This window comes from Streptomyces sp. SCUT-3 (genome assembly GCF_014083985.1).
Classification (GTDB): domain Bacteria; phylum Actinomycetota; class Actinomycetes; order Streptomycetales; family Streptomycetaceae; genus Streptomyces_H; species Streptomyces_H thermolineatus.
In genome coordinates, this window is record NZ_CP046907.1 from 5172697 (window position 1) to 5189658 (window position 16962).

Sequence of the window (16962 nt, forward strand, 5' to 3'; positions counted from 1 at the left end):
CCGCGCCCGGCACCGTCCCAATGCGTGGAACCCCCTCGGGCTCCTCCGGCCCTGCCTATAGCCTGGCCGGGTGCGCGCCCGGTGCCACGAGGTGCGCAAAGCCGACAGCCGTCGCACTCAGGGAGTACTTCCATGGCCTCGCCTTCCCCCCAGCCCGCCGCCGCAGCGAACCCCGGCCGACCGCAGGACACCGCCCGCCGGGAGCGGGCCGACGCACTCCGGGAGGCCCTGGCCTCCCGCGTGGTGGTGGCCGACGGGGCGATGGGCACGATGCTGCAGGCGGCCGACCCCTCGCTGGAGGACTTCCAGCAGCTGGAGGGCTGCAACGAGGTGCTGAACGCGACCCGGCCGGACATCGTGCGGTCGGTGCACGAGGCGTACTTCGCGGTCGGCGTGGACTGCGTGGAGACCAACACCTTCGGGGCGAACCTGGCCGCGCTGGGGGAGTACGGGATCGCGGACCGGATCTTCGAACTGTCCGAGGCGGGCGCGCGGATCGCGCGGGAGGTCGCGGACGAGCACACCGCCGCCGACGGGCGGCAGCGGTGGGTGCTGGGCTCCATCGGCCCCGGCACCAAGCTGCCCACCCTGGGACACACCACCTACGCCGCGCTGCGCGACGCCTACCGGAGCAACGCCGAGGGGCTGATCGCCGGCGGCGCGGACGCACTGCTGATCGAGACGACGCAGGACCTGCTGCAGACCAAGGCGTCGGTGGTCGGGGCGAAGGCCGCGCTGGCGGACGCCGGGGCGGACCTGCCGGTCATCGTCTCCGTCACCGTGGAGACCACCGGCACGATGCTGCTCGGCTCGGAGATCGGCGCCGCGCTCACCGCGCTGGAGCCGCTGGGCATCGACATGATCGGGCTGAACTGCGCGACCGGCCCGGCGGAGATGAGCGAGCACCTGCGGCACCTGTCCCGCCACGCGCGGACGGCGCTGTCGTGCATGCCCAACGCCGGGCTGCCGGTCCTGGGCAAGGACGGGGCGCACTACCCGCTGTCCCCGGCGGAGCTGGCGGACGCGCACGAGACGTTCGTGCGCGAGTTCGGGCTGAACCTGGTGGGCGGCTGCTGCGGCACCACCCCCGAGCACCTGCGGCAGGTGGTGGAGCGGGTCCGCGGCCTGGTGCCCGCCGAGCGCCGCCCGCGCCCCGAGCCGGGCGCGGCGTCGCTGTACCAGGCGGTGCCGTTCCGGCAGGACGCCTCCTACCTGGCGATCGGGGAGCGCACCAACGCCAACGGGTCGAAGAAGTTCCGCGAGGCCATGCTGGAGGGCCGCTGGGACGACTGCGTGGAGATCGCGAGGGAGCAGATCCGCGAGGGCGCGCACCTGCTGGACGTGTGCGTGGACTACGTCGGCCGCGACGGCGTGGCGGACATGGCCGAGCTGGCGGGGCGGCTGGCGACGGCCTCCACGCTGCCGGTGGTGCTGGACTCCACCGAGCCGGAGGTGATCCGGGCCGGCCTGGAGAAGCTGGGCGGCCGCGCGGTCATCAACTCCGTCAACTACGAGGACGGCGACGGCCCCGACTCGCGCTTCGCGCGGATCACCCGCCTGGCCGTCGAGCACGGCGCGGCGCTGATCGCGCTGACCATCGACGAGGACGGCCAGGCCCGCACCCCCGAGCACAAGGTCGCGGTCGCCGAGCGGCTGATCGCCGACCTCACCGGCAACTGGGGCATCGCCGAGTCCGACATCATCGTCGACTGCCTGACCTTCACCATCGCCACCGGCCAGGAGGAGTCCCGCAAGGACGGCCTGGCCACGATCGAGGCGATCCGCGAGCTCAAGCGCCGCCACCCGGACGTCCAGACCACGCTCGGGCTGTCCAACATCTCCTTCGGGCTGAACCCGGCCGCCCGGATCGTGCTCAACTCCGTCTTCCTCGACGAGTGCGTCAAGGCCGGCCTGGACTCGGCCATCGTCCACGCCGCGAAGATCCTGCCCATCGCACGCCTGGAGCCCGAGCACGTGGAGGTCGCCCTGGACCTGATCCACGACCGCCGGTCCGAGGGCTACGACCCGCTGCAGCGGTTCCTGGAGCTGTTCGAGGGCGCCACCGCCAAGTCCCTCAGGGCCGGCAAGGCCGAGGAGCTGGCCGCCCTCCCGCTGGAGGAGCGGCTGAAGCGGCGGATCATCGACGGCGAGCGCAACGGCCTGGAGGCCGACCTGGACGCCGCACTGGCCGAGCGCCCGGCGCTGGAGATCGTCAACGAGGTCCTGCTGGAGGGCATGAAGGTCGTCGGCGAGCTGTTCGGCTCCGGGCAGATGCAGCTGCCGTTCGTGCTGCAGTCCGCCGAGGTGATGAAGACCGCGGTCGCCCACCTCGAGCCCCACATGGAGAAGACCGACGAGGACGGCAAGGGCACCATCGTGCTGGCCACCGTGCGCGGCGACGTGCACGACATCGGCAAGAACCTGGTCGACATCATCCTGTCCAACAACGGCTACACCGTGGTCAATCTGGGCATCAAGCAGCCCGTCTCCGCGATCCTGGACGCCGCCGCCGAGCACCGGGCCGACGTGATCGGCATGTCCGGCCTGCTGGTGAAGTCCACCGTGATCATGAAGGAGAACCTCGAGGAGCTCAACGCCCGGGGCCTGGCCGCGGACTACCCGGTCATCCTCGGCGGCGCCGCCCTCACCCGCGCCTACGTCGAGCAGGACCTCCACGAGATCTACGCCGGCGAGGTCCGCTACGCCCGCGACGCCTTCGAGGGCCTGCGCCTGATGGACGCCCTCGTCGCCGTCAAGCGCGGCGTGCCCGGGGCGAAGCTGCCCGAGCTCAAGCAGCGCCGGGTCCCTGCCCGGGAGGGCGTGACGGCCGAGCCGGAGCCCCAGGAGGGCGTGCGCTCCGACGTCGCCACCGACAACCCCGTCCCCGCCCCGCCGTTCTGGGGCACCCGGGTGGTCAAGGGCATCCCGCTCAGGGACTACGCCTCCTGGCTGGACGAGGACGCCCTGTTCAAGGGGCAGTGGGGCCTCAAGGCATCCCGCACCGGCGACGGCCCCGCCTACGAGGAGCTGGTCGCCACCGAGGGCCGCCCCCGGCTGCGCGGCTGGCTGGACCGCCTGCACACCGACGGGCTGCTGGAGGCCGCCGTGGTCCACGGCTACTTCCCCTGCGTGTCCAGGGGCAACGACCTGATCCTCCTGGACGAGGACGGCTCCGAGCGCACCCGCTTCACCTTCCCCCGGCAGCGCCGCGGCCGCCGCCTGTGCCTGGCGGACTTCTTCCGCCCCGAGGAGTCCGGCGAGACCGACGTCGTCGGCCTGCAGGTCGTCACCGTCGGCTCCCGCATCGGCGAGGAGACCGCCCGCCTGTTCGCCGCCGACGCCTACCGCGACTACCTGGAGCTGCACGGCCTGTCCGTCCAGCTCGCCGAGGCCCTCGCCGAGTACTGGCACGCCCGGGTGCGCGCCGAGCTCGGCTTCGCGGGCGAGGACCCCGACGCGGTGGAGGACATGTTCGCCCTGAAGTACCGCGGCGCCCGGTTCTCCCTCGGCTACGGGGCCTGCCCGGACCTGGAGGACCGCGCCAAGATCGCCGCCCTGCTGCGGCCGGAGCGCATCGGCGTCACCCTCTCGGAGGAGTTCCAGCTCCACCCCGAGCAGTCCACCGACGCCATCGTCGTCCACCACCCCGAGGCCAAGTACTTCAACGCCCGCTGACGCCCGCTGACGCCCGCGCCGGCACTTCCGCCGGTATCACTGCGCGCTGCGCCGGTCGCCCGCCGTACACTTGTCGGCCCGGCTCGGGCCGGCCGCCCCGCCCCACAGGGCGGGGCGGCCGGCCCCCGCGCCCTCCGGGGCGCACCCCGCGCAGCCGATCGCCGAAGGAGCGGACGCATGACGAGCACCATCCCCGCCGTCGAGGAGTCCCTGCCGGACGGAGGCAGCCGCCTGCAGGCCGTGCTCCTCGACATGGACGGCACCCTGGTGGACACCGAGGACTTCTGGTGGGAGGCCGAGCGGTCGGTCTTCGCCGACCTCGGGCACGACCTCGGCGAGGAGCACCGGGAGATCGTCGTGGGCGGCCCGATGAGCCGCACCGCCGCCTACCTGCTGTCCGTCACGGGGGCCCGGGTGGGGGTGCCGCAGCTGTCGGAGATGATCGACTCCCGCTTCGCGGAGCTCATCTCCCGCGGCGTGCCGACCATGCCCGGGGCCGGGCGGCTGCTGTCGGAGCTGTCCGCCCACGGCGTCCCCACGGCCCTGGTCTCCGCCTCGCACCGGCGGATCATCGACATCGTGCTGCGCTCCCTGGGCCCGGAGCACTTCCGCTTCAGCGTCGCCGGGGACGAGGTGACCCGCACCAAGCCGCACCCGGAGCCCTACCTGACCGCCGCCTCCCGCCTGGGGGTGCACCCGTCCCGGTGCGTCGTGGTGGAGGACACCCCCACCGGCGTGGCGGCGGCGGAGGCCGCGGGCTGCCGGGTCCTCGCGGTGCCCTCCGTCGCCCCCGTCTCCTCCGCGCCGGACCGGACGGTGGTCGGCTCCCTGGAGGGCGTCGACATCCCCTTCCTGCGCTCTCTGGTGCCCGCCGGGCACTGAGCGTCGCCGCGCCCGCCCCTGCGGAAAGTGATGTTTGTCACCCGTCCGGGGGGTCGACAGCGACCCCCCGTTCCCGCTCCGGGAGGCCCCGGCGGGCCGGCACCGGAGGCGGTGTGTCCGCATTGGTCAAGTGCGGTCACAAAAGCCCCCCGAGTGCCGCCCGCCGCCGCCCGCCCCTTCGTTACCGGTGCGTGACATCGATCGGTTTCTCCGCATTCCGGTGAGACCGGTCCGCCGGGCTAGGGTCCTCCCACGTCCGTGCCGAACAGCCGGACCGGCCCAGGAACGAGGGGAAAGAGACCACATGTCGGGCAACGGGCGCACCGGGGCGGCCGTCGGGACCGAGGAGGCCGCCGTTGCCTGCGAAGCCTGACGCGACCGCGGAGGAGGGCGGGGACCACCCCCTCCTGACGGCCGAGGACCTCAGCGTGCTCCCGGGCCTGCGGCGCAGGGCCCTGGCCCGCATCGGCACGCGCCCCGAACGCTCCGGCGAGGCCGTCCGCGCGGCGAGCCTGACACTGGCCGCCGGCGAGGCGCTGGCCCTGGTCGGGGAACCGGGCTCGGGCAACCTCGTCCTCGCCCGCGCCCTCGTCGGCCGGAGACGGGCGGCCGGCGGCACCGTCCGCCACCGCGGAAGCGACCTGGCCGCCCTAACCGGCCGCCGGCGGCGCCCCCTGCGCCGCGCCCTGCAGACGCTCTCCCTGGGCCCCGAGCCCTCCCTGGACCCGGCGCAGACGGTCCGCGCCGCCGTCGGCGGGCCGCTGTCCGAGCACCGGACGGCCCCGGACGAGGAGCACGACGACGCCCGGACCGCCCTGGCCCTGGAACGGGCCGGCCTCCCCGCCGACTGCCTGGACCGCCCCCTGTCCGACCTGTCCGAGCAGGACCGGCGCCGCGCCGAACTGGCCCGGGCGATCGTCGTGGAACCGGAGCTGCTCGTCGTCGAGGAGCAGCCCGGCCCGCACGCCGCCGGAGCCCGCGACGAGGTCCTGGCACGGCTGCGGGGGCTGCGGGAGTCCACCGGGCTCGCCTGCGTCCTCGTCACCGGCGACCTGGCCGGCGCCGGGCGCTCGTGCGACACCGTCGCCGTCATGCACCTCGGGCGCGTCGTCGAGTACGGGCCCGCGGAGCGGGTCTGCGCCGAACCGCTCCACCCCTGCACCCGGGCCCTGCTCGCCGGGGGCGGCGACGGGCCTCCCCGGCCCACCGCGGCCGCGCCGGACCGCGGGGAACCCGCGCCCGGCTGCGCCTTCCGGCCCCGCTGCCCGGCGCCCCTGGGGCACTGCGGCTGGGAGCCCCGCGACCTGGCGGCCCTGCTGCAGCGCCGCCGGGCGCAGCTGGACCCCGCACGGCGCAGGGCCGAGCGGGCCCTGATCGCCGGTGCCGACGCCGTCGGCCCGCCGGGCGCAGGGCGCCTCGTCCTGACCCCGGGCCGCCGCAGCAGCGCCGAGGAGCTCCTGGCCCACCTGCGCGGGCTGCGCGAGGAGGACTCGGCCGCCGACCCGCGCGAGCCGCTCTGGGGCGGGGTGGTGACGATGAGCCCGGACGGCGACCGGGTCGTGGTGGAGTTCGTGGAGGCCGTCACCCCGGTCCTGGCCCCCGCGGGGGAGCCCGGCAGGCGGGTCGCCTGCCACCTCGCGGCCGGGGCCGCGGACTAGGCCGCCCGGGGGACGCGTCCCGGTGCTGTCCGGAGCGGGAACGCGGACGGTACTTTGTGGGCCGCACCGTGTGGCCCGCGACGACACCACCGGTATTGAATGGGCCCCGAACTCTTCCTCCCCTCCCGCTACCGGGAGAGTCGGCAGGGATGTCGGGGGCCGAACCGACCACACGTTGAGAGAGCTGTGAGGAACTGCGCGTGAGGAAACACGTCCGGCGGTTGACACTTCCGGTGTGCACCGCCCTGGCCGGTGTCATGCTCGCGGGGTGCGGTGGCGACTCCACCGGCGCCTCCGCGGAAAAGGCCGCCGTGGTGATGGGCACCACCGACCGGATCGCCTACACCGATCCCGCCGCGGGTTACGACCCGGGCTCGTGGGTGCTGTTCAACAACGTCTACCAGACCCTGCTCGCCTTCCCCCGCGGAGGCGTCGAGCCGGTGCCCGAGGCCGCCGAGGACTGCCGCTTCGACCAGGGCGGCAACAAGGTCTACACGTGCACCCTGAAGTCCGGGCTGACCTTCAGCAACGGCGACCCGCTCACCGCGAAGGACGTGAAGTTCTCCTTCGACCGCATGATGCGGATCAACCACGACAACGGCCCCGCGGTCCTGTTCACCTCCCTCGACGAGGTCCTGGCGCCCAGCGACAAGCGCGTCGTCTTCCGCCTCAAGCACGCCGACGCGTCCTTCCCGCAGAAGCTCGCCTCCGGGGCCGGGGCCATCGTCAACAGGTCGGTGTACCCGGCGGACAAGCTCCTCGCCAACGGCAAGGTCGTCGGCTCCGGCGTCTACCGCCTGGACTCCTACAAGGAGGACAAGGAGGCGGTCCTGACGCCCAACCCCTCCTACAAGGGCACCGCCGAGACCCAGAACTCCGGCATGACGATGCGGATCTACCCCGGCGACCAGACGTCGCTGAGGAAGGCCCTCTATGCCGGCGACGTGGACTTCGCCTACCGCGGCCTGAGCGCCAAGGACATCGCCGACCTGCAGACCACCGAGGGCAGGAAGGAGGGCATCAAGGTCGTCCAGGGCAACGGCGCCGAGCTCCAGCACCTGGTCTTCAACATGAAGGACCCCGTGGTCGGCAAGAAGGGCGTCCGCGAGGCGATCGCCCACCTGATCGACCGCAAGGCGTTCATCCGCGACGTCTACCGGCGCACCGTCGACCCCCTGTACTCGATAGTCCCGGCCGGCATCACCGGCCACAACACCGCCTTCTACGACCGCTACGGCGCCCAGCCCTCCAAGGCGCAGGCGGCCGAGGCGCTCTCCGACGCGGGCATCAGCACCCCGGTGCGGCTGACCCTGCACACCACCCCGGTGCGCTACGACCCCAACACCGACGAGCAGGTCGAGGCCATCGCCCAGCAGCTCGAGGCGAGCGGCCTGTTCGAGGTCACGGTCAAGAGCGTGGAGTGGCCCCAGTACCGGGAGGAGTTCCACGACGGCCGGTACAGCGCGTACATCGTCGGCTGGGTCCCCGACTACCCCGACCCGGAGAACTTCACCGCCCCCTTCTTCGGGAAGGACAACGTGCTCGCCAACTCCTACACCAGCGAGCGCATCACCGGGCAGCTGATCCCGCGGACCTACGCCGAGACCGACCGCTCCGCCGCGGTCCACGACTACCAGGAACTGCAGAACCAGGTCGCCGAGGACATCCCCATGATCCCGCTGTGGCAGAGCAACCTGTACGCCGTCGCCAAGCAGGAGGTCTCCGGCCTGGAGTGGACGCTGGACCCCTCCACCGTCTTCCGCTTCTGGGAGATCAGCAAGAACGACTGACCCCCGCCCCGCGCCGCCCCGCACGGGGCGGCGCGGCCGCGCCCCGGGACCGCTCAGGCCCCTGGGCGCACCAGTCCCGACTCGTAGGCGTACACCGCGGCCTGCACCCGGTCCCGCAGGCCCAGCTTGGTCAGCACGTGCCCCACGTGGGTCTTGACCGTGGTCTCGCTCACGAACAGCTCCGCGGCGATCTCCGCGTTCGACAGGCCCTTCGCCACCAGCCTGAGCACCTCCACCTCGCGCTCGGTCAGCGACCGCACCGACTGCGGGAGCTCGTCGGTCCCCGTGGGCAGGATGCCCGCGTACTTGTCCAGCAGCCGCCGCGTCACGCTGGGCGCCAGCATCGCGTCGCCCGCCGCCACCACGCGGATCGCCTGCACCAGCTCCTGCGCCGGGGCGTCCTTGAGCAGGAAGCCGCTCGCCCCGGCCCGCAGCGCCTCCACCACGTACTCGTCCAGGTCGAAGGTGGTCAGCACCAGCACCTTGGCCGGGCCGTCCCGCTCCGGCCCGGTGATCTGCCGGGTGGCCTCCACCCCGTCCATCCGCGGCATCCGGATGTCCATCAGGACCACGTCCGGCTGCAGGGCGCGCACCTGGTCGACGGCCTGCCGGCCGTCGCCGGCCTCCCCGACCACCACGAGGTCCCCCTCCGCCTCGAGGATCATCCGGAAACCGGTGCGCAGCAGCGGCTGGTCGTCGACCAGCAGGACCCGGACAGTCACAGGGGAGTCTCCTTACACGTCGGGAAGCCGGCCTCAGGCCGTGGTCTGCGGGTATTCTCGCGCAACCACCGGCAGCGGGTAGTCGGGCGGAGTGCCGCCGAACTCCGGGCACACCGCCCGGTGGTCGCACCAGTCGCACAGCCGGCTCGGCCTCGGACGCCAGTCGCCGCTCTCCGTCGCCCGCCGGATCGCGTCCCACAGGGCCAGCAGCTTGCGCTCGACCGCCAGCAGCTCCTCCCCGTCCGGGTCGTAGGTGATCACCGTGCCGCTGCCCAGGTAGACCAGCTGCAGCCGCCGCGGCACCACCCCGCGCAGCCGCCACAGCACCAGCGCGTAGAACTTCATCTGGAACAACGCCTGCCCCTGGTACTGCTCCGCCGGGGCCTTGCCGGTCTTGTAGTCCACCACCCGCAGGTCGCCGCCGGGCGCGACGTCCAGCCGGTCCACGAAACCGCGCAGCACCAGGCCGGAGTCCAGCCGCGTCTCCACGTACAGCTCCCGCTCGGCGGGCTCCAGCCGGGTCGGGTCCTCCAGCGTGAACCAGCGGTCCACCAGCCGCTCGGCCTCCTCCAGCCACCCGCCCAGCCGCGCCCCGTCGGGGTCGTCGGCGAACAGCTCCGCCAGCTCCGGGCGCTTGCCGAGCAGCCGCTCCCACTCGGGCCGCAGCAGCGCCCTGGCGCGGTCCGCGGTGCGCTCGGCGGCGGGCACGTCGAAGAGCCGCTCGAGGACCGAGTGGACCACCGTGCCCCGGGTCGCCGCCGCGGACGGCTTCTCGGGTAGCTTGTCGATCACCCGGAAGCGGTACAGCAGGGGACAGGTCATGAAATCGCCCGCCCTGGAGGGGGAGAGCGAGGCAGGAGGCCGCGCGGGCGCGGGGCCGGCCGGAGCCGGGCCGGTGGAAGAAGGTCCCATGGCGGACGACCCTACGACGCCGCACGGACAGCACTGCGCCGCACCCGGCCGCAGCGCCCGGCGGGACGCCCCGCCGCACCGGCGGTGTCGGCGCCGCGCACCGGGGCACATACCATCGACGGCATCCACCCGAAGAGGGGAACGAGTGAACGAGAACGGGCAGCCGGCCGACGGTAAGAAGCCCCCGCGCGAGGCCGGCGGAGGCATCGTCATGGGGCGGCCCTTCGGCGTGCCGGTCCACGTCGCCCCCAGCTGGTTCGCCGTGGCCGCGCTGATCACCTGGATCTTCGGCGGCCGGCTCGAACAGGTCCTGCCGGAACTCGGGGCCTCCCGGTACCTGGTCTCCTTCTTCTTCGCCGTCGCCTTCTACGCCTCGGTCCTGGTGCACGAGCTCGCCCACACCGTGGCGGCACTGCGCTTCGGCCTGCCGGTGCGCCGCATCCAGCTGCAGTTCTTCGGCGGGGTCTCGGAGATCGAGAAGGAGTCCGGGACTCCGGGCCGCGAGTTCGTCCTCGCCTTCGTCGGGCCGCTGCTCTCCCTTGTCCTGGCGGGCCTCTTCCAGCTGGGCGCCCAGGCGGTGCGCCCGGGCACCGTCCCCGGCGTGCTGCTCGCCGGCCTGATGATCAGCAACCTGATCGTCGCCGTGTTCAACCTGCTGCCCGGGCTGCCGCTGGACGGCGGCCGGATGCTGCGCGCCGTGGTGTGGAAGCTCAGCGGCAACCCGATGACCGGCACCGCGGCCGCCGCCTGGGCCGGCCGCCTGCTGGCCCTGGCCGTCCTGTTCGGCCTGCCCCTGCTGAGCTACTCGGGCGACCCCGACGCCGGCCCCGGCCGGATCACCGACATCGTGCTGGCGGTCGTCCTGGCGGCCGTCATCTGGTCCGGGGCGGGGAACGCCCTGCGGACGGCCCGGCTGCGCGAGCGCCTGCCGGCCCTGCAGGCCCGCGCCCTGACCCGGCGGGCCGTGCCGGTCTCCGCCGACACCCCCCTGTCCGAGGCGCTGCGGCGGGCCGACGAGGCCGGGGCCCGCGCCCTGGTCGTCGTCGACGGGCACGGCGAGCCCACCGCGCTGGTGCGCGAGTCGGCGATCGCCGGGACCCCGCCGCACCGCCGCCCCTGGGTGTCGGCCGGGGGCCTGGCCCAGGACCTCACCGCCGGCATGCGGATCTGCGCCGAGCTGGGCGGGGAGGAGCTGCTGGAGGCGCTGCGGGCCACCCCGGCCACCGAGTACCTGGTGGTCGAACCCACCGGGGAGATCTACGGGGTGCTGTCCGCGGCCGACGTCGAGCGGGCCTTCGTCGACGCCATGACCGGATCCCCCTGACCGTCCGCGCCCGGGGCCCGGCGGACGGCGATTACGGCCCCGGCCCCGGGCTCAAGTAGTCTTGCCCGCATGTCCGAACCGACCGGTGCCGCCCGCCGTCGCGGGCCCTTCCAGGTCGGGGACCAGGTCCAGCTCACCGACCCCAAGGGACGCCACCACACCTTCACGCTCGAGGCCGGGAAGAACTTCCACACCCACAAGGGTTCCTTCCCCCACGACGAGCTGATCGGTGCCCCCGAGGGAACCGTCGTGCGTACCACGGGGAACACCGCGTACCTCGCGCTGCGTCCCCTGCTCCCCGACTACGTCCTGTCCATGCCGCGCGGCGCTGCCGTGGTCTACCCCAAGGACGCCGGGCAGATCCTGTCCATGGCCGACATCTTCCCCGGCGCCCGCGTCGTCGAGGCGGGGGTCGGGTCCGGCGCCCTCAGCACCTACCTGCTGCGCGCCGTCGGCGACCTGGGCATGGTCCACTCCTACGAGCGCCGGGCCGACTTCGCCGAGATCGCCACCCAGAACGTGCGCCGCTACTTCGGCGGCGACCACCCCGCCTGGCGGCTGACCGTCGGCGACCTCCAGGACAACCTCGACGACACCGACGTCGACCGGGTGATCCTCGACATGCTCGCCCCCTGGGAGTGCCTGGAGGCGGTCTCCAAGGCGCTGGTCCCCGGCGGCATGCTCTGCTGCTACGTGGCCACCACCACGCAGATGGCCCGCACCGTCGAGGCCATCCGCGAGCACGGCACCTTCAACGAGCCGACGGCGTGGGAGACCATGGTCCGCACCTGGCACGTCGAGGGCCTGGCGGTGCGCCCGGACCACCGCATGATCGGCCACACCGGCTTCCTGCTGACCGCCCGGCGCCTGGCCGACGGCGTCGAGCCCCCGCTGCGCCGCCGCCGCCCCTCCAAGGGCTCCTACGGCGAGGACTACACCCCTCCGGGGGGCGCCGGCAGGAAGTCCGCCGCGGACTCCCCGGCGGCCGTCCCCGAGGGCGCTGCCCAGGGCGGCGAACCCACCTCCTGAGTCCGGCGCGCACACCTGCCGCGCACCCGGGCCGACACCTCCGCGCCGGCGCCGCTCCCCGTACGGGGACCGGCGCCGGCGCTTTTCAACACCCCCCGGGGACCCGCCGGTTCCACCGGAGTGTGAGGTGTGGCACCATGCTGGCCACCCCCTCCGAAACACCTCCCGAGGAGACTGGCGCGTGCAGCAGCCGTCGGCCGGCGTACTTCCGCACACCCGGACCCGCGCGGTCCACTGGATCTCCACCGCCGCGGCGCTGGGCGCCGTCGTGGGAGGGGGGATGCTGGTCCAGCCGGCCGGCGCGTCCCCGTCCGGGCCGGACACCGCGATCGGGGCCCAAAGCGGCGGGGAGACCGCCGCGACGGCCGCCCCCGACCCGGAGGAGGCGGAGTACCCCTTCGACTGCGCCGGGGTGCCGGTGCTCGTCGTCGACCACGCCCCCGCCGACCTCGACGGGGACGGGCGCCCGGAGACGGTGGCGCTCGTGCGCTGCGACGCCCCCGGCGGCAACCCGCCGAACGGCGTCTACCTGCTGTCCGCCGGCACCGGGGCGCACGCGGCCCCGCAGGTGGCCGAGGCCTTCGTGGAGCCGGAGGAGGGGCTGGTCGTCGACGGCCTCGAGGTCACCGACCGCGAGGTCTCGGCGACCCTGCGCGGCTACTCCGACGACAGCGTGCCGCGCTGCTGCCCGGACCAGGAGCGCCGGGTCTCCTGGCGGTGGAAGGACGGCAGCTTCCTCAAGTACGCGGCCCCGCCGCCCGGGGCGGTGTGACGCGGCCGCGGTGACGGGTCGGCCGGTCCGTCACCGCCCGCGGCGGGCCTAGCCGGCGTCCGGCCCGTAGACCTCGACCCGGTCCGCGACGCGCCGCACGTGGATGCACTCGCCGGGGCACTCCTTCGCCGAGTCCACCACGTCGTTCAGCAGCTTCAGCGGGACCGGGGCGGTTGCCCCCGGGGCCTGCCGCAGCTCGTCGTCCTCGCCCTTGACGTAGGCGAGGCCGTCGATGTCCAGCTCGAAGACCTCCGGCGCGTACTGCGCGCAGATGCCGTCCCCGGTGCACAGGTCCTGGTCGATCCAGACCTCCAGGGACTCGCCTTCCTCGTTCGACATCTCGCCTGCCGTTCTGCCTGTTCCGGGGCCGCCCGCCGCCTGCGGGCGGGCGCTGACCCGTCCGACGATACAAGCCGGCCGCATTCCCGCCCCCCGGGGTGGGTATCCCCCTGTCGGAGGGACGCGCGCAAGGGTGAAGATCGGCCACTCGCCGATCGTCTTTGTGATCTAGGGTTTCAGATCCCACCGGCGCAGGTAGGGTCTGGAAGCGTCCAGCTCCCCTTGGAGGAGGTGAGGACCGTGGCGGCCCACGACGACGACATCAACCGTGGCGGCCGACCCGCTCGTGGATCGGATGATCCCATGGGCCAGGTCGCCTTTCTTGAACAGGAAATCGCCGTCCTGCGGCGCAAGCTCGCCGACTCTCCGCGGCACACGAGGATCCTGGAAGAGCGGATCGTCGAGCTGCAGACCAGCCTGGCGGGCGTGAGCGCGCAGAACGACCGTCTGGCGAGCACACTCCGCGAGGCCCGCGACCAGATCGTGGCCCTCAAGGAGGAGGTCGACAGGCTCGCGCAGCCCCCGGCCGGATTCGGCGTCTTCCTGCAGGCCAACGACGACGAGACGGTGGACATCTTCACCGGCGGCAGGAAGCTGCGGGTGAACGTCAGCCCCAACGTGGACACGGAGGGCCTCCGGCGCGGCCAGGAGGTGATGCTCAACGAGGCGCTCAACGTGGTCGAGGCCATGGAGTTCGAGCGCCTGGGCGACATCGTCACCCTCAAGGAGATCCTCGAGGACGGCGAGCGCGCCCTCGTCATAGGGCACACCGACGAGGAGCGGGTGGTGCGGCTGGCCGAGCCGCTGGCCGGGGAGACCCTGCGGGCCGGCGACGCCCTGCTGCTGGAGCCCCGCTCCGGCTACGTCTACGAGAAGGTGCCCAAGAGCGAGGTCGAGGAGCTCGTCCTCGAAGAGGTCCCCGACATCGACTACGAGCGCATCGGCGGCCTCGGCAACCAGATCGAGCTCATCCGCGACGCGGTCGAGCTCCCCTACCTGCACCCGGACCTGTTCAAGGAGCACGAGCTGCGCCCGCCCAAGGGCGTGCTGCTCTACGGGCCCCCCGGGTGCGGCAAGACGCTCATCGCCAAGGCGGTGGCCAACTCCCTGGCCAAGAAGGTCGCCGAGGTCACCGGGCAGCCCGCGGGCAAGAGCTACTTCCTGAACATCAAGGGCCCGGAGCTGCTCAACAAGTACGTCGGCGAGACCGAGCGGCACATCCGCCTGGTCTTCCAGCGGGCCCGGGAGAAGGCGAGCGAGGGCACGCCCGTCATCGTCTTCTTCGACGAGATGGAGTCCCTGTTCCGCACCCGCGGCTCCGGCGTCAGCTCGGACGTGGAGAACACCATCGTCCCGCAGCTGCTGGCGGAGATCGACGGTGTCGAGGGCCTCGAGAACGTCATCGTCATCGGTGCCTCCAACCGCGAGGACATGATCGACCCGGCGATCCTGCGGCCGGGCCGGCTGGACGTGAAGATCAAGATCGAGCGTCCGGACGCCGAGGCGGCCAAGGACATCTTCAGCAAGTACCTCACCGCGAGCCTGCCGCTGCACGCGGACGACGTCGCCGAACACGGAGGCTCTCGGGAGGCCGCCGTCCAGGGCATGATCCAGTCCGTCGTCGAGCGGATGTACAGCGAGTCCGAGGAGAACCGCTTCCTGGAGGTCACCTACGCCAACGGTGACAAGGAGGTCCTGTACTTCAAGGACTTCAACTCCGGGGCGATGATCCAGAACATCGTGGACCGGGCGAAGAAGATGGCCATCAAGGCCTTCCTCGACCACCGGCAGAAGGGCCTGCGCGTCGCCCACCTGCTCGCCGCCTGCGTCGACGAGTTCAAGGAGAACGAGGACCTGCCCAACACCACCAACCCGGACGACTGGGCCCGCATCTCCGGCAAGAAGGGCGAGCGGATCGTCTTCATCCGCACGCTCGTCACCGGGAAGCAGGGCGCGGACACCGGCCGTTCGATCGACACGGTGGCCAACACCGGTCAGTACCTGTAGCGACACCCTCCGGCTGCGGGCGCCCCGCGCGGGCGCCCGCAGCCGGACCGTTTGCCCGCGACGATCCCCCGCCCGTCGCGGATGCGTTCTAGGCTCTGCGGTGTGCACCGGGAGCCGCCGCGGCGGGACGCCGACGGGCGCCCCGAGCAGTGGGACCGATGCGCCCGCCCCGACCGGGGCGGGCGCCGGGCAAGGAGGGCCGCATGACCGTACGGCGAGTAATGGGCATCGAGACGGAGTACGGGATCTCCGTCCCGGGGCAACCCAACGCCAATGCCATGCTCACCTCGTCCCAGATCGTCAACGCCTACGCGGCGGCGATGCACCGGGCCCGGCGGGCCCGCTGGGACTTCGAGGAGGAGAACCCGCTGCGTGACGCGCGGGGGTTCGACCTCGCCCGGGAGGCGGCGGACACCAGCCAGCTCACCGACGAGGACATCGGCCTGGCCAACGTCATCCTGACCAACGGCGCGCGGCTGTACGTCGACCACGCCCACCCCGAGTACTCCTCCCCCGAGGTGACCAACCCGCTGGACGCCGTCCTGTGGGACAAGGCGGGGGAGCGGATCATGGCCGAGGCCGCGGAGCGGGCCGGCATGCTGCCCGGGGCCCGGCCGATCCACCTGTACAAGAACAACACCGACAACAAGGGCGCGTCCTACGGCTGCCACGAGAACTACCTGATGAAGCGGGAGACCCCCTTCTCGGACATCGTGCGCCACCTGACGCCGTTCTTCGTCTCCCGCCAGGTGTTCGCCGGGGCCGGCCGGGTCGGCATCGGCCAGGACGGCCGGGAGCACGGCTTCCAGATCAGCCAGCGGGCCGACTACTTCGAGGTCGAGGTCGGCCTGGAGACCACCTTGAAGCGGCCCATCATCAACACCCGCGACGAGCCGCACTCGGACGCCGAGAAGTACCGCAGGCTGCACGTCATCATCGGGGACGCCAACCTCTCCGAGATCAGCACCTACCTCAAACTGGGCACCACCTCCCTGGTCCTGGCGATGATCGAGGACGGCTTCATCGCCGTCGACCTGGCCGTCGACCAGCCGGTGCGCACCCTGCACGAGGTCTCCCACGACCCCGGTCTGAAGCAGCTGGTCACCCTGCGCAACGGACGCACCCTGACCGCCGTGCAGCTGCAGATGGAGTACTTCGAGCTGGCGCGCAAGTACGTCGACGAGCGCTGGGGCACCGACGCCGACGACCAGACGAGGGACGTCCTGGCCCGCTGGGAGGACGTCCTGGGGCGGCTGGAGACCGACCCGATGAGCCTGGCCGGCGAGCTGGACTGGGTGGCCAAGCGCGAACTGCTGGAGGGATACCGCCGCCGCGACGGCCTCGGCTGGGACGCGGCCCGGCTGCACCTGGTCGACCTGCAGTACGCGGACGTGCGCCAGGACAAGGGCCTGTACAACCGCCTGGCACTGCGGGGCCGGACGAAGCGCCTGCTGGACGAGCGGGACGTGGAGCGGGCCAAGACGGCCCCCCCGGAGGACACCCGGGCGTACTTCCGCGGCCGCTGCCTGGACCAGTACGCCGACGACGTGGCCGCGGCGTCCTGGGACTCGGTCATCTTCGACCTGCCGGGACGGGACTCGCTCCAGAGGGTCCCCACCCTGGAACCGCTGCGCGGCACCAGCGCCCACGTCAAGGACCTGCTGGACCGCTGCCGCTCCGCGGAGGAGCTGGTCCGGGTGCTCGCGGGGGACTAGACGACGGGGCGCGGGCGGCGGAGGCGGTCCCCGCCGCTGCGGATGAACGGGGGCGTACGGGGAATCATCCCCGTGCCCGACGGGAACGATCACGAACAGTGAACCAACGGGGACGAAACGTCAGGCCCCGCCTGTAG

Annotated in this window: 12 protein-coding genes; 9 read left to right on the top strand and 3 right to left on the bottom strand. The window is 72.9% G+C overall.

Features of this window, described 5'->3' with window-relative positions:
• Positions 1-132 precede the first annotated feature (132 nt).
• The 4 genes from metH to GQS52_RS22830 all read left to right on the top strand — a co-directional run bounded on the left by metH (position 133) and on the right by GQS52_RS22830 (position 8005).
• A complete protein-coding gene (metH, locus tag GQS52_RS22815; RefSeq protein ID WP_182315196.1) occupies positions 133-3675 on the top strand; it encodes a methionine synthase in 3543 nt (1180 codons plus the stop codon).
• Between the two features lie 177 nt (positions 3676-3852).
• Positions 3853-4557, top strand: coding sequence for an HAD family phosphatase (locus tag GQS52_RS22820; RefSeq protein ID WP_182315197.1), 705 nt, complete (start codon positions 3853-3855; stop codon positions 4555-4557).
• 356 nt (positions 4558-4913) lie between these two features.
• Entirely contained in the window at positions 4914-6215 is a 1302-nt protein-coding gene (locus GQS52_RS22825) for an ATP-binding cassette domain-containing protein (protein ID WP_182315198.1), read from the top strand.
• 257 nt (positions 6216-6472) lie between these two features.
• Positions 6473-8005, top strand: a complete 1533-nt coding sequence (locus GQS52_RS22830; protein WP_182316661.1) for an ABC transporter substrate-binding protein — start codon at positions 6473-6475, stop codon at positions 8003-8005.
• A gap of 53 nt (positions 8006-8058) precedes the next feature.
• Here the strand turns inward: GQS52_RS22830 and GQS52_RS22835 are convergent, their stop codons facing one another.
• Positions 8059-8727: a response regulator transcription factor gene (locus tag GQS52_RS22835; protein ID WP_182315199.1), complete on the bottom strand. Its 669-nt coding sequence runs from the start codon at positions 8725-8727 to the stop codon at positions 8059-8061.
• Between the two features lie 33 nt (positions 8728-8760).
• Positions 8761-9639: a PD-(D/E)XK nuclease family protein gene (locus GQS52_RS22840; RefSeq protein ID WP_182315200.1), complete on the bottom strand. Its 879-nt coding sequence runs from the start codon at positions 9637-9639 to the stop codon at positions 8761-8763.
• On the opposite strand from GQS52_RS22840, the gene GQS52_RS22845 reads away from it, so the two are divergent.
• From GQS52_RS22845 to GQS52_RS22855, 3 genes are all read left to right on the top strand, one after another.
• On the top strand, positions 9638-10963 hold the full coding sequence (locus GQS52_RS22845; protein ID WP_259370924.1) for a site-2 protease family protein: 1326 nt from the start codon (positions 9638-9640) through the stop codon (positions 10961-10963). The two genes, GQS52_RS22840 and GQS52_RS22845, sit on opposite strands and share 2 nt — an antisense overlap.
• 69 nt (positions 10964-11032) lie before the next feature.
• Positions 11033-11992 (top strand): tRNA (adenine-N1)-methyltransferase, encoded by a 960-nt coding sequence (locus tag GQS52_RS22850; protein ID WP_182315201.1) that lies wholly within the window; start codon positions 11033-11035, stop codon positions 11990-11992.
• 181 nt (positions 11993-12173) lie between these two features.
• A complete protein-coding gene (locus tag GQS52_RS22855; protein ID WP_182315202.1) occupies positions 12174-12764 on the top strand; it encodes a hypothetical protein in 591 nt (196 codons plus the stop codon).
• A 48-nt stretch (positions 12765-12812) separates the two neighbouring features.
• On the opposite strand, the gene GQS52_RS22860 is transcribed toward GQS52_RS22855, so the two are convergent.
• On the bottom strand, positions 12813-13103 hold the full coding sequence (locus GQS52_RS22860; RefSeq protein WP_182315203.1) for a ferredoxin: 291 nt from the start codon (positions 13101-13103) through the stop codon (positions 12813-12815).
• Between the two features lie 240 nt (positions 13104-13343).
• On the opposite strand from GQS52_RS22860, the gene arc reads away from it, so the two are divergent.
• Both arc and dop read left to right on the top strand, forming a co-directional pair.
• Positions 13344-15110: a proteasome ATPase gene (gene arc, locus GQS52_RS22865; protein WP_182315204.1), complete on the top strand. Its 1767-nt coding sequence runs from the start codon at positions 13344-13346 to the stop codon at positions 15108-15110.
• A gap of 203 nt (positions 15111-15313) precedes the next feature.
• A complete protein-coding gene (gene dop, locus GQS52_RS22870) occupies positions 15314-16825 on the top strand; it encodes a depupylase/deamidase Dop (protein WP_182315205.1) in 1512 nt (503 codons plus the stop codon).
• The last annotated feature ends 137 nt before the right edge of the window (positions 16826-16962 follow it).